Below are 20,969 nucleotides of genomic sequence, written 5' to 3' on the forward strand. Positions count from 1 at the left end.
GCTTATTTCACGTCACCTATTGGAATCCAACATGAACCAACAACACCAAGCTGCCAATCAGGCCGCCGGGCAAGGATTGCTTGAGCGCCTGTTTGCCCTGCAAGGCCATGGCACTACCGCCCGCACCGAGGTCATCGCCGGGATCACCACCTTCCTGACCATGGTCTATATCGTGTTCGTCAACCCGCAGATCCTCTCTGCGGCGGGCATGGACACCCAGGCCGTGTTCGTCACTACCTGCCTCATCGCCGGTATCGGCAGCATACTGATGGGCCTGTTGGCCAATCTGCCCATCGCCCTGGCCCCGGCCATGGGACTGAACGCCTTCTTCGCCTTCGTGGTGGTGGCCGGCATGGGCTACTCCTGGCAAGTCGGCATGGGCACCATTTTCTGGGGTGCCATGGGTCTGCTGATCCTCACCCTGCTGCGGGTTCGTTACTGGCTGATCGCCAATATCCCGCTCACCCTGCGGGTCGGCATCACAGCCGGTATCGGTCTGCTCATCGCCCTGCTCGGCCTGCACAACGCAGGTATCGTAGTGGCGAGCCCGGCCACCATGGTGACGGTGGGCGATCTCACCTCCCTGCCCTGCCTGCTGGGGCTGCTCGGTTTCTTCCTGATCTGCATCTTCTCAGCCCGCGGCGTTCACTCCGCCGTGTTGATCGCCATAGTGGTGACCACCACCCTGGGCTGGCTGTTTGGTGATGTGACCTTCAAGGGCTTCGTCTCCATGCCACCGAGCATAGCGCCGGTGTTTGGCCAGCTGGATTTGATGGGGTCGCTCGACATCAGCCTGGCGGGGATCATCTTCTCCTTCATGCTGGTCAACCTGTTCGACTCTTCCGGTACCCTGATAGGCGTCACCAACCGCGCCAAGCTGGCGGACGACAAGGGGCACTTCCCGCGCATGAAGCAGGCGCTTCTGGTGGATAGCGTGAGCTCGGTCGGCGGCGCCTTCATGGGCACCTCCTCTGTCACCGCCTTTATCGAGAGCAGCTCCGGCGTCGCCGTCGGTGGCCGCACCGGCCTGACCGCCATCGTGGTCGGCCTGCTGTTCCTGCTGGCGATCTTCTTCTCCCCCGTCGCGGCCATGGTACCTGCCTATGCCGCCGCCGGTGCCCTCATCTATGTGGGTGTGCTGATGTGCTCCGAGCTGACCCGGGTGAAGTGGGAAGACCTGACCGAAGCTGTGCCCGCCTTCATGACAGCTGTCATGATGCCGTTCAGTTTCTCCATCACGGAGGGGATCGCCATCGGCTTTATCTCCTACTGCGTGATGAAGGCGGGCACAGGCCGCTGGCGCGAGATCAACCCCTGCGTCTTGGTGGTCGCCCTGCTGTTCGTGCTCAAGTTCGTCTGGGTCGACAGCCACTAAACCTGACTTTCACAAACAAAAATGCCCGTCATCGACGGGCATTTTTTATGGCTGGCAGATAGCGGCACTCAACGGATGCCACGGGCCTCGCGGATCCACTCCCAGGCCTGCTGTATCTCCTGGGTCTTCTCCTTCGCCATCTCCATCATCTCAGGTGGCAGCCCCTTGGCGGCCAACTTGTCGGGGTGATGCTTGCTCATCTCCTTGCGGTAGGCTCGCTTGATGTCCTGATCGCTGTCGCTCTCGCTCACCCCGAGCAACTGGTAGGCATCCTTGAGGCGATCCGCTGACGGCGCCTCCTGCCGATACTGCTGCCCGCCGTGCTCACCGCCCTGATACTGGCCGCCATGCGCCCGGTTGAAGAAGTTCATCTGCGCTTCGGCCATCGCCAGGATGCGGGCCAGCTCGATGCGGCTGAAGCCCAGCTCATCGGCGATGGTATGCAAAATGGCGCGCTCGTCGGCCTCGACCTTGCCATCGGCAAATGCTGCCTGCAGTTGCACCTCCAGGAAGAAACGCAGTATGTCCCGCTGCCCCAGGCTGGCACGACGGAACTCGGCCAAGGTTTCCCGCAACGGGAACTCGGCCTCCTTGCCCAGACGGAACGACTCCTGGGCGCGCGCTCGCTGATCTCCCACCAGTCGCATCCGATCCATCAGGTTGGAGGCAACCCGGATCTCCTGCTCTGTAACCTGGCCATTCGCCTTGGCGATATGACCCATGACGGCGAAAGTGGCATGGAAAAATACCGCTTGTTGTTGCTGGCTGGGGCCACGTTGAAACGCGCCCCGAATACCCATGCCCCGATCGAAACGATGGCCGATCCAGAGGCCAAGCAGGGCACCAAAGATGTTGCCGAGCAGAAAACCGAAGAAGGCGCCCAGCACCTTACCCCAAATACGCATGGTTCAAGACCTCGTGATGTTAATGAGTGCGTCGTTGCAGCTGATCATCCAGCTCGCGCAGCCGCTCAGTGGTGCCAATGTCGCGCCACTCGCCGGCCAGCATGGCGCCACCGACCCGGCCTTGCGCCATCCAGTCGCGCAGCAGGGGGGCCAGCTTGCGCGCCCCCGACGGCAAACCGGCAAAGGCGGCGGGGTCATAGAGCCCGACACCACTGAAGGTGAAGGCTGGCGCATCCAGCACCCGACCTGCGTGAAGCGAGAAATCCCCATGAGGATGCTGGGGCGGGTTGGGTACCAGCCAGAGATGGGCCAGATCCGTACCCAGCGGCTGATTGACCAGGGTGCGATAGTCCAGACTGAGCCAGGTATCGCCGTTGATCACCAGAAACGGATCGGCGCCAAGCAGGGGCAGCGCCTGCACTATGCCACCGGCTGTTTCCAGCGCACTCGCCTCTGCCGACCAGTGAATGCTGACCCCGAACGCACTGCCGTCACCGAGCGCTTCCACCAGCTTGTGGCCGAGCCAGGCGTGGTTGATCACCAGTTCAGTCACTCCGGCAGCCTTGAGCTTTTCTATATGGTGCACTATGAGCGGCTTGCCCCCTGCCGCCAGCAGCGGCTTGGGCAAGGTGTCCGTGAGCGGGCGCATCCGCTCGCCACGACCGGCGGCCAGGATCATCGCCTTCATACCGGGGCTCCGGCCACTCGGGCCAGCCCGGGCAGCACCACTTGCTGCAACCAGGCACCGAAGCGGGCCAGCTCCGGATAGCTGGCGCCATGTTGCTGGCACACATCAACCACATAGCCCAGGGTGCGGGGAATGTCCTTGAGGTAACCGGACTTGCCATCCCTGTGATAGAGGCGGGTGAAGAGACCCGCCGCCTTCAGGTGACGCTGCATGCCGGTCAAGTCGGCATGACGACGGAAACTGGCATAGTCGAGCCCGCCAAGCAGACCCGCCTGCTGCAGCGTATCGAAGCCATGGCGCATGCCCTGCTCGATCACATCGTCGGGCCAGCGCACGTAACAGTCTTTCAGCAGGGAGACGAGGTCATAGCTGAGGGGGCCGATCACCATGTCTTGAAAATCGATGATTGCCAATTCGCTGCCGTTTGGAGTATCACCGCCACAGACCATCAGGTTGCGGCTGTGAAAGTCACGGTGCATCACCCCCTGGGGCTGAGCCAGATTGCTGGCGGTGAGGCAGGCAAACATATCATCCAGCAGCTGTTGTTCTGACTCGCTCAGGGCCAGTTGCAGATGATGGCCCAGCAACCACTCGGGGAAAATACTGTTTTCACGGGCCATGAAGGCTGCGTCGAAGGGCTCCAGCGCCAGTGCTACCGCCCCCAGTCTGGGTAGCAAGGCTATGGCTTTGCCATACCAGGCCAGCACATTTTGTGCATCCAGACAGCTGATAAGCTGGGTATCCCCCAGATCTGTCACAGCCAGCAGGCCATCATCATAGTCCACCCCCTTTACCTCGGGCGCCAGCAGCCCCATGGCATGCAGAGCAGAGGCGTTACGGACAAACTCATGATTTTTTTCGGTTTTTGGATTGGCATCCACCCACACTAGGCCACCGCCACGGTAGTAGCGGCGAAAACTGGCGTCACCGGAAATCAGGGTCAACTCAAGGTTGGCATCACCGGAAATCCGGCGAGCCCATTGCAATAGCAGGGAATCGCGATCGTACATAAGTCGGGGACCGAATTGGAAAGCAGCACTTGGCTGTTAGCCCTGGCCGCAATAATGCTTTATCATTGCCGGCTAACATAAAGCAATGACATGCAATGTCAACTCGATGAATCCTGTCGTAAAATGCATGTCTTGAATCAGCCGTATCTACCACGGATTGCGCGAGTCTTTCACATGACAAAATGGACACTGGGGTACTCATATCCCATCGCCCTGACCATCAGCCTTATCCCAGCCCTGACCCCGGCCATAGTGCAGGCGGCTCCGCTGACGCCTCCGCCCGCCACCGGGATCCTGGACGGGCTCTGCTATGACTATGTACCCAAGGTAGAGAAACTGGCCCCCGGAAAGGATGCCAACGCCCAACCAGTCGAAGTGGATGCCGATCGGCTAGAGGCCAAGCAGGGCGGTACCGCCGTCTATCAAGGCGATGTCAAAGTTCGCCAGGGTGTGCGCAAATTTGACTCGGATTATGCCGAGCTCGATCAGAAGAGCCGGGATGTCATCGCCATCGGCAACATCTATTACAACGATGGCCAGATCACTGTCACCAGTGACAAGACCCTGAAATCCAACCTGGATACCAAGAATTCCGAGCTGGAAGAGGGCAAATACCAGGTTCATGGCTCACCGGTACGCGGCTCTGCCGACCGAGTCACCATGACCAACAACAACCAGAACATCACTCTGGAAGGGGCTCAGTACACCACCTGCCCACCTGGCCAGGAAGTATGGACCCTGAAAGCGGGCAGCATCGACATCGATCAGACAGAGGTGTTCGGGGAAGCCTGGAACGCCAGCCTCTGGCTCTATGACTATCCGGTATTCTATTTCCCGTATATCAACTTCCCCATCAAGGATGAGCGCAAAACCGGTCTGCTCTACCCGGGTTATACCCAGAGCTCCAAGAACGGCATGGACATCACCCAGCCGTTCTACTGGAACATAGCGCCCAACTACGATGCCACCATCACTTCCCGTTTCATGGACAGACGGGGCCTGATGGAGCAGGTCGAGTTCCGCTACATGCCGGATCCGGCCCATGTCGGCAGCCTCTATTTCGAAAATCTGGCAGACGACAAACAGTACGATGAAACCCCCAGCCTGAACGAAAAGCTGTCTGACGGGCATCGCTATCTGCTCAATGCGCGCCACACCTCGCGGTTTGCCGACAATGCCATGCGGGTGTCGGTCGACTACACCAAGGTCCGGGATCGGGATTACAACTACTTCAACGACTTCTCCCCCAAGGTGGGCACCCAGGTCGAGAACCAGTTGCAGCAATCCCTGATGGCTGGCTACTTCCAGCAAAACTGGAACCTCAACACAGAGGTGCGGACCTACCAGATACTGCTGGCAAGTGCCCAGCAGCCTCACGAGCTGATGCCACGGATCAACCACAACTACTACCATCAGGGCAACTGGTACGATCTGGCCTGGAATACCGAAGTCACCCGGTTCGGTTACAACAACACCCAGGCCTCAGCGCAAAACCTGGGGGATGCCTATACCGGCACCCGTGTCTACACGGCGCCGACCCTGACCATGCCGCTCATCGACGAGGCGGGCTACTACCTCGACAGCCAGTACAAGCTGATGTACACCCGTTACGATCAGGAAGTGCCGGACAACATGAGTTCCACCTTCACCAAGCGGTTCACTCCTGAAGGTGCGAGCGGTGTCACTCTGGATGAGGGCATCATCACCCGGACCCTGCCCTCTTTTCGCCTCAAGGGCGGCATGACCTTCGAACGCAACCAGGACTGGTTTGGTGGCGACGCCAATCAAACCCTGGAGCCCGAGTTCCAGTACCTCTATGTGCCCTACAAGGATCAGGACAACATAGGTGTCTATGACTCCACCACCATGCGTCAGGACTACTACAGCCTGTTCAGCGACCGCCGTTATGCCGGTCTGGACCGCATCAGCGACTCCAACAGGGTCTCACTCGGTGTTACCACCCGGGTTTATGATCAGGCTGGTGATGAACGAATTCGACTGGCCGTTGCCCAAGCTTTCGACTTTGTTGCCCCCAGGGTCAAGCTCTACCCCAGCGAGTCACTGGCGACCAACACCCGCTCCCCGCTCTCGTTTGAGGGGGATGCCAAGATCAACGAGCAGTGGTTTGCCCATGCCGGGGCGCAATATGATATGGATCAGAGCGAGATCAGCTCTGCCAACAGCGCCCTCGAGTATCGCCGCGAGAAGCTGATCAGCCAGCTGAACTACCGCTTCGTGCGCAATGCCAACTACGACCTGTCGAACACCAATCAGGTCGCCGACCTCAATCAGGTCGGTATGCTGTTGACCACACCGCTCAATGATCAGTGGCACCTCTACGGTGGCTACTATCACGACCTTGATCAGGGAGTGAAGGTGGATCGCAAGGTGGGTCTGAAATATGACTCCTGCTGCTGGAGCATCAACTTCAACCTGGAGTGGGTCAATACACCGGATAACGTGACCATGCGTCCGACTTCGGAGCGCAGCCTGGGCATTCAGTTTGAAATGAAAGGATTGGGTAGCGTGGGTACCGGCTCCAAGGGCACCTCCCTGGATACCGAAGCACTGCCTTACATTCGTCCGTTTAACCTGCGAGACCAATAACCGGTCTGGCAAACGCCTTGAGAGATGGATATGAAGAAGACGTTGATTTCCCTGCTGACTGCAGGCCTGTTCGGAGCCATGAGTCAGGGTGCCTTCGCCGCCCCCGAGCTGATGGACAAGGTGCTTGCCGTGGTCAACAAGGACGTGGTGCTGGCCAGCCAGCAGGAAGCCCTGGTACAGAAAGTCAAAAGCTCTGCCCAGGAGAGCGGCCAGTCCCTGCCCGATGATGCCACCCTGCGCAAGCAGGCGCTGGATCGGCTGATCCAGGAGAGCCTGCAACTGCAACTGGCGGATCGCCAGGGCCTCAAGATCAGCGACACCCAGCTGGAGCAAGCCATCCAGAGCATAGCCGCCGACAACAAGATGACCCTGGATCAGCTGCGAGCCCAACTGGCCCGCGAAGGCCTGACCTATGCCCAGTATCGGGAAGAGGTGCGCCGCGAGATCCTGATGAACGAGGTGCGCCGCAACCAGGTGCGCCGTCGCATCAACATCTCCGATCAGGAGGTCAAGCAGGTGGTGGATATCCTCGCCAAGCAGGGCCAGCAGCAACAGCAGTACCATGTCGGCCATATCCAGATTGCCCTGCCGGACAACCCGAGCGCCGAGCAGCTCAACGCCGCCAAGAGCAAGATAGAGCGCATCCTGGCTGCCCTGAAACAGGGCGCCGACTTCCGCAAGCTGGCCATTGCCGAGAGTAATGGTCCCAAGGCACTGGAAGGGGGCGACTGGGGCTGGATGAGCCCGCAAGAGATGCCGACCCTGATGGCCGAAGCGGTGCAAGGTGCTGCCAAGGGTGACATAGTGGGCCCGCTGCGCTCTGGCGCCGGTCTGCACATCGTCAAGGTGTTCGATGCCAAGGGTCAGCAGCAGGTGCTGCAGACCGAGGTGAAAGCACGCCACATACTGATCAAGCCTTCCATCATCCTCAGCGAAGAGAAAGCCAAGGGCATGCTGGATGGCATACTGCACGACATCAAGAGCGGCAAGGCGACCTTCGCCAGTCTGGCGGAAAAATACTCCGAAGATCCGGGCTCTGCGGTGCAGGGCGGCGAGCTGGGCTGGTCTGATCCCAACGTCTATGTGCCGGAGTTCCGCGACATGGTCAACCGCCTCAAGCCGGGTGAGCTGAGCGCCCCCTTCCGTACTACCCACGGCTGGCACATAGTGCAGCTGGAAGAGCGTCGCAGCCAGGATGCCACCAGCAAAGCCCAGGAGCAGCGTGCCTATCAGCTCATCTTCAACCGCCGCTTCACCGAAGAGTCCCAGGCGTGGCTGGATGAGCTGCGTGACGAGGCCTACATCCAGATCGAAGGCGCCGGCAGCTGATGAGCTGTCGTCGTCTCGCCATTACCCCGGGTGAGCCCGCCGGAATAGGCCCGGATCTGGTGTTGCAGATAGCCCAGCAGGATTGGCCCCACCAGCTGGTGGTGATCGCCGATCCCGCCCTGCTACTCGAACGGGCCGCCCTGCTGGGGCTGCCCATCGAGCTGCAACCCTATGATGCCGAAACCCCTGCCCAGCCGCAGCGGGCGGGTACCCTGAGCATCTGTCCAGTCAGCCTCGGCGCCCCCGTGGTGCCGGGTGAGCTGAACGAGGGCAACGGCGCCTATGTGCTGGCCACCCTGCAGCGCGCCTGTGACGGCAACCTCAGCGGTGAATTTGTCGCCGTGGTAACCGGGCCTGTCCACAAGGGGATCATCAATCAGGCGGGCGTGTCATTCAGTGGTCATACCGAGTTCTTCGCCCAGCAGTCAGGTACCGCCGACGTGGTGATGCTGCTGGCGACCGAAGGCTTGCGGGTGGCGCTGGCCACCACCCATATACCGCTCGCCTACGTAGCCATGGCTATCACGGAGGATCGCCTCGGCAAGGTGATCCGCATTCTGGATGCGGATCTCAAAACCAAGTTTGGCATCGCCAAGCCCCGGATTTACGTCTGCGGCCTCAATCCCCATGCAGGGGAAGGGGGTCATCTCGGCCGTGAAGAGATTGACGTGATCGAACCCGCCCTGGCCAGCTTGCGCCAAGAGGGGATTGATCTGGTCGGCCCGCTGCCGGCCGATACCCTGTTCCAGGACAAATACCTCAAGGATGCGGATGCGGTACTCGCCATGTACCACGACCAGGGGCTGCCCGTGCTCAAATACAAGGGGTTCGGCAGTTCGGTCAATATCACCCTTGGACTTCCTTTCATCCGCACTTCGGTGGATCACGGCACTGCGCTGGATCTGGCAGGCAAGAGCCTGGCGGACCCGGGCAGTCTGATCACCGCGATTAACCACGCCATCAAGATGGTAGAGAAAAAAAGATATGAGCAGTAAGGTGCAGAGCAACAAGGTGCACATGGGTCACACGGCCCGTAAGCGTTTCGGTCAGAACTTCTTGCATGACCGCTATGTGATCGATCAAATAGTGGCCGCCATCAATCCGCAGCCGGGTCAGAATCTGGTGGAGATAGGCCCGGGCCTCGCCGCCCTGACCGAACCGGTCGCCTCCCAGATGGACAAGATGACAGTGGTCGAGCTGGACCGGGACTTGGCCGCGCGCCTGCGCGAGCACCCGACCCTCAAGGACAAGCTGACCGTGATCGAGGCCGATGCCATGCGCTTCGACTTCGGCACTCTGATGGGGGAAGGCAAGGGGCCGCTGCGTATCTTCGGCAACCTGCCCTACAACATCTCCACGCCGCTCATCTTCCACCTGTGCGATTTCGCCGACCGGGTAGAAGACATGCACTTCATGCTGCAAAAAGAAGTGGTATTGCGGATGTCTGCCGGCCCGGGCAGCAAGGCCTATGGTCGCCTGAGCGTCATGGTGCAGTACTACTGCCAGGTGATCCCCGTGCTGGAAGTGGGCCCTGGCGCCTTCAAACCGGCACCGAAAGTGGATTCAGCCGTGGTCCGTCTGGTACCGCACAAGAACCCGACCATAGTCGCCAAAGACATCCGCTGCCTGAGCCGCGTCTGTACCGAAGGCTTTGGCCAGCGCCGCAAGACCATCCGCAACAGCTTCGCCAACTTCATCACCGACGCTCAGCTGACCGAGCTTGGTATCGATGGCAACCTGCGCCCGGAGAATCTCTCCCTGGAGCAGTTCGTCATGATCGCCAACTGGCTGGCGGATCAACAACAGGCCTGATCCCGTGGCATACCCGCATATCGTTATCCGCCCATATCCCCGTTATGTGGCGGATACCCAGGACCCTTACCAGTTCCACTATCTGATCGAGATCGAGAATCTGGGGCCGGGGCCGGCGCAGTTGCTGCACCGGCGCTGGCTCATCACGGATGCCAACGGCAAGATGCTGGAAATCGAGGGCCCCGGCGTGGTCGGGGAGCTGCCCGTGATTGCCGAAGGGGAGACCTTTCGCTATCAGAGCGGCGTGCCACTCGACACCCCATTTGGGGTGATGGAAGGGAGCTATACCCTGCAAGATGAGTCAGGGCAGCCGTTCGAGGCGCCCATAGCGCCTTTTACCCTGGCCGTCCCAAACATTATTAACTGAGGTTTCATGGCGAACTGTTTTGTTGGCGATATCCAGGGCTGTTATGACGACTTGCGTCGTCTGCTGGATCTCGCAAAGTTCGATCCAGCCAAGGACGTGCTCTGGCTCTGTGGCGACCTAGTCGCCCGCGGCCCGGACTCCCTGAAGACACTGCGCTACGTCAAGTCGCTGGGCCAGCGGGCCGTCACAGTGCTCGGCAACCACGACCTTCACCTGCTGGCGGTCGCCGATGGCGTTGCACCGCTCAAGAAGAAAGACAAGCTGCAAGCCCTGATGGAAGCGCCGGATCGGGACGAGCTGCTGACGTGGTTGCGCCATCGCCCCCTGCTGGCGGAGCACCCGGATCTGCCCATCATGATGGTGCATGCCGGTATCTCCCCCGCCTGGGACGCTCGAACGGCACGCAACTGTGCCCGCGAAGTGGAGAGTCAGCTGCGCGGCGATCAGTACAGCTGGTTGTTGCACAACATGTATGGCGATCTGCCCGATGGCTGGAGTGAAGATCTGGCAGGGATCGAACGTTACCGCTACATCATCAACACCTTCACCCGGATGCGCTTCTGCTATTTCGATGGCCGACTCGAGTTCAAGTGCAAGAAAGGCCCCACAGAGTCTACTCCCGGCCTGCGCCCCTGGTTCGAGCAGCGCGAGCACCATATGGATGACCCCATACTGGTGTTCGGCCACTGGGCGGCCCTGATGGGCAACACAGGCAGGAACGACATCAAGGCGCTCGACACCGGCTGTGTATGGGGCAACAGCCTCACCCTGTGGCGTTATGAAGACGATGCCCTGATAGCGACGCCCTGCCCCACTCACGCCAAGTGATGGTTAAGGGCTGCGCCTGAGCGACGAGAGCCCCACTCTGTGGTGTTACGAAGACGATGCCCTGATAGCGACCCCTTGCCCCACTCACGCCAAGGAAGGGGAAAGAGTGGTGAGAACCCCACTCTGTCGCGTTACACAAGAACAAAGCCCGGCAAGTTGCCGGGCTTTGTTCCATTCGCACCAATGAGTTACAGCTTGCGCCCCAGTCGTTTCTCGATCTGGCGTCTCTCCCACTCGGGCCCAAACAGCTTGAAGGGCTGGAACAGATTGATGGCATGGGAGATCAACCCCAGACCCCACCCCAGCGCCGGCCACCAGGCCCAGATATAGTCCGGGTTGCTGAGGTAGTTGATGACAAACAGCCCGCAGATCACCAGCACATAGCTGAAAATGTGGTAGTAGAAGCCTTTGAGCCCCTCCACATACCCCATGGCGGCCCGCTCCTCTGCCGACACCTGCACCCTGTCCTGACCCATAGTTTCATTCCCTCTCATCTCGCGCTCCTGTTGTTGTGTCCCATCCAGTTGAGCCACATCAAGTTCAAAGACGGAGGCCAGGGCCTTGAGAGATTCCAGTCCGGGCTGCTGACCCTGTTCGATCCGCTGTATGGTGCGAACACTCAAGCCAGTCAGGGTCGCCAACTGATCCTGTGACCAACCCCGTTGCAATCTCAATTTCCTGACGATCATCATGAGCTCCTTGTGGTGGTAGACAGGGCCAGCATAGGGCCAGCGCGGAGAAAGGTGACACGACAGATGGCCGACACCAACCTGACTATTGTTTAAAATCAATCAATTAGATGTAAGTCTGGATCAGGAAACCGGTCGTTCGCCCAGATGCTGGACGAACCGCAACAGATAACCGTCGGGGTCCTGTACCAGAAACTCCCGCTGACCCGAGCTCATATTTCCCACCGGATACCAGGATTCACGCAGTGGTCGATAGAGCGCCACCCCGGCCAGCGCCAGCCGAGCGAGCAGGGGCTGGATGTCGGTCAGCTCCATCTGCAAATTTATACCGCGTCCCAGCGGAGGCTCCAGCACACCGGTCAGCCATCCTGCCGGATGGATCTGTTCCAGCATCAACTCTACCTGTTGCTGTTCCAGATAGGCGAAGGGGGGATAGTCGCGCTGATAGCGCACAGCAAACCCCAATAGCCCGGTATAGAAAGGCAAGGAAGTTGCCAGGCTGGTCACCGACAGCTCGGGCACCATGGGGTTCCAGTAGACCTCATCCATGGATCACAGGCTCTGCATCAGCTCGGCCGCGATCTCGAACGAGCGCAGCCGCGCCCCCTGATCGACGATGGGGCCGTTGAACATCAGCTCATCGGCACCCGTCTCGGCCAGCAGCGCCTTGAGGCCGTGACGCACCTGATCGCGATCTCCCACCAGTGAGCGGGCCAGAGTCTGCTCCATCGCCATCAGCTCACGGGGCGACCACTCTTCCCCCAGCTCGGCCACAGGTGCGGGCAGCTTGCCAGCGTCACCCCGGTAGAGACGCAGGAACTGTTGCTGCACAGTGGTGAACTGGAAACGGGCCTCCCGCTCGCTGTCGGCGACGATCATGTTGATGCAGACCACCGCATAGGGCTTGGGCCAGCGCACCGAGGGGCGGTACTGGGCGCGGTAGATCTCCAGCGCCTGCAACAACAGGCCGGGAGAAAAGTGAGAGGCAAAACCAAATGGCAGCCCCATAGAAGCGGCAAGCTGGGCACTGTAAAGGCTGGAACCCAGCAGCCAGATGGGCAGATGCAGCCCCTGACCCGGCACGGCCTGTACCGCCCCTGCCTCGTCACCGAAATAACTCATCAACTCGCGCACATCCGCCGGAAACTCATCCACGTCGCCGCTGCGCTGACGTCGCAGTGCCTGCATGGTGCGCTGATCCGTGCCGGGGGCACGACCCAGCCCAAGATCGATGCGATCAGGGTAAAGCGAAGCCAAGGTGCCAAACTGCTCGGCAATCACCAGCGGTGCATGGTTCGGCAGCATGATGCCGCCGGCGCCCAGTCGCAGGGTCTTGGTGCCCCCCGCCAGATGACCGATCAGCACAGCGGTGGCAGCACTGGCGATGCCCGGCATGTTGTGATGCTCCGCCAGCCAGTAACGCTGATACCCCCAGCGCTCGGCATGCTGGGCCAGGTCCAGCGAACGGCGAAACGACTCGGCCGGGTGGGAGCCTTCGGGCACGGGGACCAGATCGAGCACTGAATAGGGGATGGCAGACATGGGTCACTCCATTGATTTACAGACCAGTAACAAGGGAGGCAATGTAGCACGGGATACCTGAACGAATCACGCGCCAGGCCAACGAATTGACCCCGGCTCTTTGTTGGCAACCGATAATCGAAATCACCGCACCGCCTGAGTTCCCTGAGCCTCCTGCCTTGCCAGGGGTGCAGATGGCGCTATGCCAGCCTGGGCTGAGCGTCAAGTGACAATATCCACAGTTACCTGCTCTGACCGCAAGCGCTAGCATGCTGTGGCTCGTTGTCTGGTTGTGAGCTACACCCACCCTCTTCTTGCAGGAGAATACAGGCATGAATGCAATCACAGACACCAAAACCGGCCTCTTCCTCGCCTCTTTCGAGATCGGCAAAGCCATGCCGGGGGCGCAACTGCTGCACCTGAACCTGGCAGTCTATACGCCAGGGGAGACAATCAATGGCGTCGCCCATCTGACCCAGGCAACCAATCCACCGCTCGACATGGCCTCCGAACTTAAAGGCCAATACACCTATATGTGCGTCATGCCCAAGCAGTGCCATATCCTGGTGACTGCGCAGGGCTACCCCATTATCAAATGGCCCCAGAGCGGCGGGATAGGGCCGGTGATCCAGCCCAACTTCGAGCTGCGCATGGTACTCGGGGAAGATTGGAAATCAGGCACGGCCAACTACAAATATCAGGACAATCATCAGGTGTGGCACGAGGTGAAAGACGCCCGCATCACCCTGGTGCCCGCCGCAGTACTGGCTTGACCCCCTCAAGACGGCCCCGATGGGGCCGTCACGTTTATGCCATATCCTGATATATCTGAACGGGTTATTGTGTTTTCTGTCATCCTGTTGGCACACTGATAGTAGATCGTCTCTGCAATCGCCCGTGTGACAAGGATGTGTCCATGACAAGTGCCAGGCCAGGTCGTAAACCCTTCTATGTGCATATCGCCACCCTCTTCATCCTGCTGTTTACCCTGCTGGGCAGCGCCCTTATCGCGTTGCAATTCCAGCAAGCGGCACAACAGGGACTGGAGCATGAGCGGCAAAATTTCCTGCAATACCGGGAGCAGCTCGCCCTCGCCCTTCAATTGAACGAGCGGCCGGCCCGCATGTCCCTCAGTCTGCTGCGCAGCGGTCAGCTGGCGGCCATGAACAGTCTGGATGCCCGGCTCGGCTACCTGCCACAACTGGCAGAGGTGCTGGCCAACAGCCCCAGTTATGGCGCCGTCTATGCCGGCTACGCGGATGGTGATTTCTTCCTGGTGCGCAAGTTGACCGAGCGGGCACGAGCCCAACTGGACAGGGTCCCGGCGGCCAGCACCTTGCTGGTGCAGAGCTTGCACCAGGGCAAGGGGGAGTTTCTCTACTTCGACCAGCGGCTGACCCTGCTCGAGCGCCGGGCCATGCCTCAATACCAGTTTGATCCCCGCAGCCGCGACTGGTACAAGCAGGCACGCTGGCGTTCAGGCATCGCCACCACCCACCCCTATCTCTTCTTTACCACCAAGGAGCCAGGCATGACGCTGGCGGTGGAAAGCGACAACAGAAGGGCAGTGATCGGGCTGGATACCAGCGTCGAGGGACTGTCGGCCCTGATCGGTGAACTGCGGTTGCCAGAGCAGAGTCAGGTGGTTCTGTTCGACGAATACGCCACCCTGCTTGCCACGGATCCCAAACAGCTTCCCAGCTTCGAGCAACTGAGCCAGCTGCCCCTGCTGTCGGCGCTGTCTCATCCCGTGCTGACCCAGCTGCAGCAACAGGTCACCAGCCAACCCGCCTTGCTGAGCAGCCCGGTGGAGCTGAATCTGACCGCCGCCGATCAGAGTGACTGGCTGGTCAATCTCTCTCCCCTCGGCGAGGGATCCCCCTTTTATATCGCCTTGCTGGTCTCGGCCGACCTGCTCTACCAGCAGGCTCGCAACGAAGCGCTGATCAACCTCGGCTGGGCACTGGCAGGCTTGCTGCTGCTGTTGCCGGTGATCTGGCTGGTCTCCCGCCGCACCGCGACCCCCCTGCTGGCCCTGACTCAAGAGGCGGAGCGGATCCAGCACTTCGACTTCGGCGAGAGCCGGGTGCCGGAATCGGCGATCCGCGAGATCGACGATCTGGCCCGTACCATGTCCGGCATGCGACTGACCCTGGGCAACTTCATGAACATGGGCCGGGCACTGGCGGCGGAACACCGCTTCGACTCCCTGCTCAGCCGCATACTGCACGAGACCATAGCCGCCGTGCAGGCCGAAGGGGGCTGCCTATACCTGGCGCAAGAGCAGAGCATGGTGGCCGTCCAGGCGCTCTGGCGGCAACAGCCTTTGCCTGCCGACCAGGCTCCCTGGCAGGAGGCGCTGCTCGGCAAGCTGGCTCATGGCGAGCGGCTCACCCTGGCCGTCGACGAACGGGGCTGGCAGCAACATCTGGCGAGCTGGGGTCCTTTCCCCGGCCCTTGCCAGCTGGTCGCCGAGCCACTGTGCAATCATAGACAGGAGCTGATCGGCTGCCTGCTGTTGATCCTGCCCGGCTGCTCTGCCCGCGAACTGGCCTCGCGCATCAGCCTGATCGAGGCGCTGGCAGGCACGTCTGCTTCCGCCATCGAGAACCAGCGCCTGCTGGAGGAGCAGAAACAGCTGCTGGAATCCTTCATCGAGCTGATGGCAGGGGCCATCGATGCCAAGAGTCCCTACACGGGTGGCCACTGCCAGCGGGTACCCGAGCTGACCCGGATGCTGACCGAAGCGGCCTGTGCCCAACAGCAGGGCCCCTTCGCCGACTTTCGGCTCAATGAAGAGGAGTGGGAGGCCATTCACATCGCGAGCTGGCTGCACGACTGCGGCAAGGTCACCACGCCGGAGTTTGTGGTCGACAAGGCCACCAAGCTGGAGACTATCTACGATCGGATCCACGAGATCCGTACCCGCTTCGAAGTGCTCAAACGCGACGCCTATATCGAGGTGCTGGCGGCCCGTCTGCCGGCGTCAGAACGGGAAGCGGCAAGAGCGGAGGTGGTACCACTCTGGAGCACCCTGGATCAGGAGTTCGCCTTCGTCGCCGAGTGCAACCTGGGCGGGGAATGGATGGCACCGGAGAAGCTGACACGGCTCGATGCCATCGCCAACCGCACCTGGTTGCGCACCCTGGACGACAGGCTCGGCATCAGCCGGGAGGAACTCAAGCAGCACCAGAACCAACCGGCCCCCCATTTGCCCTGTGTCGAGCCACTGCTGGCTGACAAGACAGTCCACCTCATACCCCGCCCCGTCCACGACAGCCTGGATGAGCGCAATCCCTGGGGCTTCAAGGTCAGGGTGCCGACCTATCTCTACAACCGGGGAGAACGTTACAACCTGGCCATCGGCCGCGGCACCCTCACAGAAGAGGAGCGCTACAAGATCAACGAGCACATCATCCAAACCATCCGCATGCTGGAGCGGCTCCCCTTCCCGCGCCATTTGCGCAATGTGCCCGAGATCGCCGGTGGACATCATGAGCGCATGGACGGCAAGGGTTACCCCCGCCAGTTGCTGGGGCAACAGATGAGCATCCCGGCCCGCATCATGGCCATCGCCGACATCTTCGAGGCGCTGACCGCCAGCGATCGCCCCTACAAGTCGGGCAAGACGGTGGCTCAATCCCTGGCCATCATGCAGAACATGGTGCGTGAGCAGCACATAGACCCGGCGCTGTTTGCCCTGTTCGTCAGCAGTGGTATCTGGCGCGACTATGCCGAGCGTTTCCTAGCGCCGGAACAGCTGGACCAGGTGAATGAAGAGGCTCTGCTGGCCACACAGGCATAGACAGGGTTCATATTTTCTTACATTTGTATGCTGGTTTGGGCTGGCCCGCTTGGTTATAACTGTGTCCTACAGCGAAGGGGGAGCAAAAGACTCCCCCTCACTCTTTATCACACCACATGGTTCAGGTTATTTATGTCAAAACATCTCATCATGCTGGGCGCGCTGGCGCTGTCCGGCTGCTCCCTGTTGTCGCCACCCCCGCCCACCGTTACCCCTGTCCATCTGGCCGATGCCAGCCAGCGGGGTTTCTATATCGAGTGCAGCAGCATGACGGCCTGCTTCCAGCAGGCAAACCAGACCTGCCCCCAGGGCTACAAGGAGACGGATCGTCGTCAGCAGACGCTCTACTCCACCCAGTACACAACGGGCAGCTATGACGAAGAGAAGAAAATATACAAGGCGGGCACACCCCACCGCATCGCCAATACGGTCCATTCGTTGACCATTCAGTGCCCCACGGATGTGAGCATCACGCCGCGCTAGCAGCCTGCTGGCAACAACGAACAAAGGGCCCGCAGGCCCTTTTCTCATCGCGGTAACACCACCTCAACGCGTCGCCTCGGCATGCTGGCGGGCCAGCTCGCGGGTCATGGCCTCCCGCATCTTGAACTTCTGCAGCTTGCCGGTCACCGTCATGGGGTACTCCTCCACGAAACGTATGTATCTTGGCACCTTGAAGTAGGCGATGCGGGCCGAGAGGAAGTGCTTAATCTCCTCCTCGCTGACCATCTGATCCGGCCTCAGCTTGACCCAGGCACACACCTCCTCCCCGTAACGCTCGCTGTCGACACCAAACACGGCGGCATCCTGCACCGCAGGATGATCGTAGAGCCGATCCTCTATCTCGCGGGGATAGATGTTCTCGCCACCGCGGATGATCAGCTCCTTGCTGCGCCCCACTATCTGCACATAACCCTCTTCATCCATGATGCCGATATCACCCGAGTGCAACCAGCCTTCATCATCTATGGTTTCCGCTGTCTTGACCGGATCCTGCCAGTAACCCTGCATGACCCCCTTGCTGCGGCAGCAGATCTCACCCCGCTCGCCAATGGGCACCAATTCACCGCTCGGGTCAATCAGCTTGATCTCGGTGTGGTCAAGGGCGCGCCCCACCGTGGTGACGCGCTTGTCCAGCGGCGCATCAATGGCGGTCATGTGATTGATGGGGCTGCACTCGGTCTGACCATAGGCGATGGTCACCTCTGTCATGTGCATCAGAGTCTGCACCTTGCGCATCAAGGGCTCGGGGCAGATAGCTCCTGCCATAATGCCGGTACGCAGGGAGGAGAGATCAAACTCGCCAAAACCGGGCAACTCCAGCTCGGCGATGAACATGGTCGGCACGCCATGCAAGGCGGTGCAACGCTCCTCGCTCACCGTCTGCAGGGTCGCCACAGGATCGAACGCTTCCGATGGGAACAGGACGCAGGCCCCCACGCTGATGCACACCAGATTGCCAAGCACCATGCCAAAGCAATGGTAGAGCGGCACGGGTATGCAGAGTCTGTCCTGCTCGCTGAACGCCATGCCCCGCGCCACCTGCCGGCCATTGTTGAGAATGTTGCCATGGCTCAGGGTCGCGCCCTTGGGGCTGCCCGTGGTACCCGAGGTGAACTGGATGTTGATGGCATCATCCGGTTTGAGGGTAGCCGCCACCCGGGCAAGCCAGGCCGGATCCTGCGCATCCCCCAGGGCCTGCACGGCGCTGAAGTTCAGCATACCCGGCGTTTGCGTCTCCCCGAGCCGGATCACCATCTCCAGGCTCGGCAAGCGGGCGCTGGCAAGCTGCCCCGGCGGCGAGCTTGCCAGCTCGGGGGCCAGCTCATTGAGCATGGAGAGGTAGTCACTCCCCTTGAAGGCACTGGCACAGATGAGGGCGCGGCACCCCACATTGTTGATGGCAAACTCCAGCTCGTAGTTGCGATAGGCTGGGTTGATGCAGACCATGATGGCGCCGATGCGGGCCGTGGCGAACTGCACCAGGCACCACTCTATGTTGTTTGGCGACCAGATGCCGACCCTGTCCCCCGGCTGGATACCGAGCGCCAGCAAGCCCAGTGCCAGCCTGTCTATCTGGATGAGGTATTCACGGTAGCTCCAGCGGATCTGCTGGTGACGCACTACAACGGCGGGGCGGTCGGGGAAACGTTCGGCTATCTCTTGCAGATATTCGCCAATGGTCTGGTGAAGCAAGGGCTGGTCGCAAGGACCGGTCCGGTAGCTGAGCAGTGAGGTCATGGGGTGACTCCTGGCCACATTCGATGGGTATTGCCTACTGCTCGGCTGGCACGCTTTTTTCAGCTTGTTACCTTAATGTAAAAACCACCCATTAAAAAGACTCACTTTGGTCTAATACTCACCATAAAAAACAGCCAACCCAAGTTGACCGTTTTAAATCCCAGACTCTTGCCTTAGAACAGCAGATGCGCCACACCGGCAATGACCGGCAGGGTCACCAGGGTGCGCAGCAGGAAGATGACAAACAGCTCCCACAGCTTGACCGGGATCTTGCTGCCCAGCAGCAGGGCGCCCACTTCCGACATATAGATGAGCTGGGTGACCGACATGGCGGCAATCACGAAGCGGGTGATGTCGCTCTCTATGGTCGAGGCCAGCACGGCCGGGATGAACATGTCGGCAAAACCGACCATGATGGTCCTGGAGGCGGCCTCGGCCTCCGGCAGTTGCAGCAGCTCCAGCAAGGGAACAAATGGCGCACCCAGCCAGTTGAAGATGGGGGTGTGCTCGGCCAGCATCAGGGCACAGGTGCCGATCGCCATCACCACCGGCAACACGCCAAACACCATGTCCAGTGCATTCTTCACCCCTTCCCGCGCGACTGCACCAAGATCGGTGACACTCTCAGCCTTGGTCAGTGCACGCTCGTAGCCATAGCTCATCACGCTGTGCTGATGGGGTACTGACTCCTGCTTGCGGCACAGGGGCGTGCCATCGGCATAAACATCCTTCTTCCAGGAGAGCGGCGGCAGGCGCGGCACCACTATGGCGGCGACCACACCCGCCAGACAGACTGTCAGGTAGAAGGGCACGAACATATGCTCCAGCTTCACCTGGGAGATCACCACCAGGCAGAAGGTGATGGAGACAGCTGAGAAGGTGGTGCCGATGACGGCGGCCTCACGCTGGGTATAGAACTTGCCCTCGTACTGTTTGCTGGTCAGCAAGATGCCAACGCTGCCATCCCCCAGCCAGGAGGCGAAGCAATCCACGGCGGAGCGGCCCGGCAGACGAAACACGGGACGCATGATGCGGGTCATCATGGTACCGACAAACTCCAGCAGACCGAAATCCAGCAGCAGGGGCAACAACAGACCGGCGAAGATGAACACCGAGAACAGCACAGGCAGCAAATCGTGCAGTACCAGACCGCCGGTAGCACCGGAACGCAGCACCTCGGGCCCCGCATTGAAGAAGGTCAGCAGCACGAACACGCCACCCAGTACCCGCACACAGGCCCAGAAAGGGGAGACGTTGAACAGGCTGTTGAGGAATGGGCGACGCACCAGGATTGCTGGCTTGAACAGCCAGGCGATCAGCGTCATCAGCATGGTGGTGGTAATGATGGCACTGACCATGGCCACCAGATAATCGGCAAATACCGTTTGCACCAGCTTCGCCAGCACGGCAACCGGAATGGTGACGTTCTCGTCATAGATGACGGGGGTCATGAACAGCAGGATCCCGATGAGTGACGGGACCAGGAACATCAGCACGTTGCGACGAGTATTGAGCGCAGGCGCTTGCAGAGTCTTTTCCAGCATGGTCTACAGCCTTAATGTTACTTTTCCTTAGCCAGGTCAACTTGCATATTCATGCTCTCGCCCGACAAAACGGGCGCAAGAATACTCCAAAAAAATGCACAAACAAGCCATTAATGGATCATTTCAAGCATAAATATTTTTGCAGGCGAACCTTCCATAAGAACGACCTCAAACAGATACGCATATCAATTCATTACGAATGGTTAGCATATTGTTTCATCAAGGTTACATTCAGGTGCGCAGTATAA

At 60.1% G+C, this 20,969-nt stretch carries 18 protein-coding genes; 10 read left to right on the plus strand and 8 right to left on the minus strand.

What is annotated here, in order from left to right; genetic code table 11:
• Positions 1–31: 31 nt before the first annotated feature.
• The gene (locus tag GWQ27_RS01845) at positions 32–1,375 is read left to right on the plus strand and encodes an NCS2 family permease (protein ID WP_021138351.1); all 1,344 of its coding nucleotides are present in this window, start codon (positions 32–34) and stop codon (positions 1,373–1,375) included.
• Positions 1,376–1,443: 68 nt separating this feature from the next.
• Here the strand turns inward: GWQ27_RS01845 and djlA are convergent, their stop codons facing one another.
• From djlA to GWQ27_RS01860, 3 genes are read right to left on the minus strand one after another with little or no spacing between them, the layout of a single operon-like run.
• Positions 1,444–2,280 (minus strand): co-chaperone DjlA, encoded by an 837-nt coding sequence (gene djlA, locus GWQ27_RS01850; protein WP_058393605.1) that lies wholly within the window; start codon positions 2,278–2,280, stop codon positions 1,444–1,446.
• Positions 2,281–2,299: 19 nt separating this feature from the next.
• On the minus strand, positions 2,300–2,968 hold the full coding sequence (murU, locus tag GWQ27_RS01855) for an N-acetylmuramate alpha-1-phosphate uridylyltransferase MurU (protein ID WP_275906541.1): 669 nt from the start codon (positions 2,966–2,968) through the stop codon (positions 2,300–2,302).
• Entirely contained in the window at positions 2,965–3,978 is a 1,014-nt protein-coding gene (locus GWQ27_RS01860) for a phosphotransferase (RefSeq protein ID WP_005311710.1), read from the minus strand. Before GWQ27_RS01860 ends, murU begins: the two co-directional genes overlap by 4 nt.
• A gap of 174 nt (positions 3,979–4,152) precedes the next feature.
• On the opposite strand from GWQ27_RS01860, the gene lptD reads away from it, so the two are divergent.
• From lptD to GWQ27_RS01890, 6 genes are read left to right on the plus strand one after another with little or no spacing between them, the layout of a single operon-like run.
• Complete coding sequence (gene lptD / locus GWQ27_RS01865) at positions 4,153–6,585, plus strand: LPS assembly protein LptD (protein ID WP_275906542.1); 2,433 nt, start codon at positions 4,153–4,155, stop codon at positions 6,583–6,585.
• Positions 6,586–6,615: 30 nt separating this feature from the next.
• Complete coding sequence (gene surA / locus GWQ27_RS01870; protein WP_058393609.1) at positions 6,616–7,914, plus strand: peptidylprolyl isomerase SurA; 1,299 nt, start codon at positions 6,616–6,618, stop codon at positions 7,912–7,914.
• Positions 7,914–8,909, plus strand: a complete 996-nt coding sequence (pdxA, locus tag GWQ27_RS01875; protein ID WP_275906543.1) for a 4-hydroxythreonine-4-phosphate dehydrogenase PdxA — start codon at positions 7,914–7,916, stop codon at positions 8,907–8,909. Before surA ends, pdxA begins: the two co-directional genes overlap by 1 nt.
• Entirely contained in the window at positions 8,899–9,726 is an 828-nt protein-coding gene (gene rsmA, locus GWQ27_RS01880; RefSeq protein ID WP_011899041.1) for a 16S rRNA (adenine(1518)-N(6)/adenine(1519)-N(6))-dimethyltransferase RsmA, read from the plus strand. The genes pdxA and rsmA overlap by 11 nt, the downstream gene beginning before the upstream one ends.
• Before the next feature lie 4 nt (positions 9,727–9,730).
• The gene (gene apaG / locus GWQ27_RS01885; protein WP_275906544.1) at positions 9,731–10,093 is read left to right on the plus strand and encodes a Co2+/Mg2+ efflux protein ApaG; all 363 of its coding nucleotides are present in this window, start codon (positions 9,731–9,733) and stop codon (positions 10,091–10,093) included.
• A gap of 6 nt (positions 10,094–10,099) precedes the next feature.
• Positions 10,100–10,921: a symmetrical bis(5'-nucleosyl)-tetraphosphatase gene (locus GWQ27_RS01890; protein ID WP_099991687.1), complete on the plus strand. Its 822-nt coding sequence runs from the start codon at positions 10,100–10,102 to the stop codon at positions 10,919–10,921.
• Between the two features lie 188 nt (positions 10,922–11,109).
• On the opposite strand, the gene GWQ27_RS01895 is transcribed toward GWQ27_RS01890, so the two are convergent.
• The 3 genes from GWQ27_RS01895 to GWQ27_RS01905 form a co-directional block, all read right to left on the minus strand.
• Complete coding sequence (locus tag GWQ27_RS01895; protein ID WP_021138360.1) at positions 11,110–11,610, minus strand: 2TM domain-containing protein; 501 nt, start codon at positions 11,608–11,610, stop codon at positions 11,110–11,112.
• Positions 11,611–11,733: 123 nt separating this feature from the next.
• Positions 11,734–12,159 (minus strand): VOC family protein, encoded by a 426-nt coding sequence (locus tag GWQ27_RS01900; RefSeq protein ID WP_275906545.1) that lies wholly within the window; start codon positions 12,157–12,159, stop codon positions 11,734–11,736.
• A 3-nt stretch (positions 12,160–12,162) separates the two neighbouring features.
• Positions 12,163–13,152, minus strand: a complete 990-nt coding sequence (locus GWQ27_RS01905) for a luciferase-like monooxygenase (protein ID WP_275906546.1) — start codon at positions 13,150–13,152, stop codon at positions 12,163–12,165.
• Positions 13,153–13,463: 311 nt separating this feature from the next.
• Here GWQ27_RS01905 and GWQ27_RS01910 point away from each other — a divergent pair, with 311 nt between their 5' ends.
• From GWQ27_RS01910 to GWQ27_RS01920, 3 genes are all read left to right on the plus strand, one after another.
• Positions 13,464–13,904 (plus strand): DUF1842 domain-containing protein, encoded by a 441-nt coding sequence (locus GWQ27_RS01910; RefSeq protein ID WP_275906547.1) that lies wholly within the window; start codon positions 13,464–13,466, stop codon positions 13,902–13,904.
• A 143-nt stretch (positions 13,905–14,047) separates the two neighbouring features.
• Positions 14,048–16,936 carry an HD domain-containing phosphohydrolase gene (locus GWQ27_RS01915; RefSeq protein WP_275906548.1) on the plus strand — a complete coding sequence of 963 codons (2,889 nt, stop codon included), beginning with the start codon at positions 14,048–14,050 and terminating at the stop codon, positions 16,934–16,936.
• A gap of 132 nt (positions 16,937–17,068) precedes the next feature.
• Positions 17,069–17,419 (plus strand): hypothetical protein, encoded by a 351-nt coding sequence (locus tag GWQ27_RS01920; RefSeq protein WP_059113530.1) that lies wholly within the window; start codon positions 17,069–17,071, stop codon positions 17,417–17,419.
• Positions 17,420–17,482: 63 nt separating this feature from the next.
• On the opposite strand, the gene GWQ27_RS01925 is transcribed toward GWQ27_RS01920, so the two are convergent.
• Positions 17,483–19,177, minus strand: a complete 1,695-nt coding sequence (locus tag GWQ27_RS01925) for an AMP-binding protein (protein ID WP_275906549.1) — start codon at positions 19,175–19,177, stop codon at positions 17,483–17,485.
• 173 nt (positions 19,178–19,350) lie between these two features.
• Complete coding sequence (locus GWQ27_RS01930) at positions 19,351–20,721, minus strand: YjiH family protein (RefSeq protein ID WP_275906550.1); 1,371 nt, start codon at positions 20,719–20,721, stop codon at positions 19,351–19,353.
• Between the last annotated feature and the right edge of the window lie 248 nt (positions 20,722–20,969).

The organism is Aeromonas sp. 5HA1 (assembly GCF_029237245.1).
GTDB lineage: Bacteria > Pseudomonadota > Gammaproteobacteria > Enterobacterales > Aeromonadaceae > Aeromonas > Aeromonas salmonicida.

Excerpts from the sequence above, each read along its gene's own strand:
- GWQ27_RS01845 (WP_021138351.1), top strand. The coding sequence starts at position 32 with ATGAACCAACAACACCAAGCTGCCAATCAGGCCGCCGGGCAAGGATTG.
- djlA (WP_058393605.1), bottom strand. The coding sequence starts at position 2,280 with ATGCGTATTTGGGGTAAGGTGCTGGGCGCCTTCTTCGGTTTTCTGCTC.
- murU (WP_275906541.1), bottom strand. The coding sequence starts at position 2,968 with ATGAAGGCGATGATCCTGGCCGCCGGTCGTGGCGAGCGGATGCGCCCG.
- GWQ27_RS01860 (WP_005311710.1), bottom strand. The coding sequence starts at position 3,978 with ATGTACGATCGCGATTCCCTGCTATTGCAATGGGCTCGCCGGATTTCC.
- lptD (WP_275906542.1), top strand. The coding sequence starts at position 4,153 with ATGACAAAATGGACACTGGGGTACTCATATCCCATCGCCCTGACCATC.
- surA (WP_058393609.1), top strand. The coding sequence starts at position 6,616 with ATGAAGAAGACGTTGATTTCCCTGCTGACTGCAGGCCTGTTCGGAGCC.
- pdxA (WP_275906543.1), top strand. The coding sequence starts at position 7,914 with ATGAGCTGTCGTCGTCTCGCCATTACCCCGGGTGAGCCCGCCGGAATA.
- rsmA (WP_011899041.1), top strand. The coding sequence starts at position 8,899 with ATGAGCAGTAAGGTGCAGAGCAACAAGGTGCACATGGGTCACACGGCC.
- GWQ27_RS01890 (WP_099991687.1), top strand. The coding sequence starts at position 10,100 with ATGGCGAACTGTTTTGTTGGCGATATCCAGGGCTGTTATGACGACTTG.
- GWQ27_RS01895 (WP_021138360.1), bottom strand. The coding sequence starts at position 11,610 with ATGATCGTCAGGAAATTGAGATTGCAACGGGGTTGGTCACAGGATCAG.
- GWQ27_RS01900 (WP_275906545.1), bottom strand. The coding sequence starts at position 12,159 with ATGGATGAGGTCTACTGGAACCCCATGGTGCCCGAGCTGTCGGTGACC.
- GWQ27_RS01905 (WP_275906546.1), bottom strand. The coding sequence starts at position 13,152 with ATGTCTGCCATCCCCTATTCAGTGCTCGATCTGGTCCCCGTGCCCGAA.
- GWQ27_RS01910 (WP_275906547.1), top strand. The coding sequence starts at position 13,464 with ATGAATGCAATCACAGACACCAAAACCGGCCTCTTCCTCGCCTCTTTC.
- GWQ27_RS01915 (WP_275906548.1), top strand. The coding sequence starts at position 14,048 with ATGACAAGTGCCAGGCCAGGTCGTAAACCCTTCTATGTGCATATCGCC.
- GWQ27_RS01920 (WP_059113530.1), top strand. The coding sequence starts at position 17,069 with ATGTCAAAACATCTCATCATGCTGGGCGCGCTGGCGCTGTCCGGCTGC.
- GWQ27_RS01925 (WP_275906549.1), bottom strand. The coding sequence starts at position 19,177 with ATGACCTCACTGCTCAGCTACCGGACCGGTCCTTGCGACCAGCCCTTG.
- GWQ27_RS01930 (WP_275906550.1), bottom strand. The coding sequence starts at position 20,721 with ATGCTGGAAAAGACTCTGCAAGCGCCTGCGCTCAATACTCGTCGCAAC.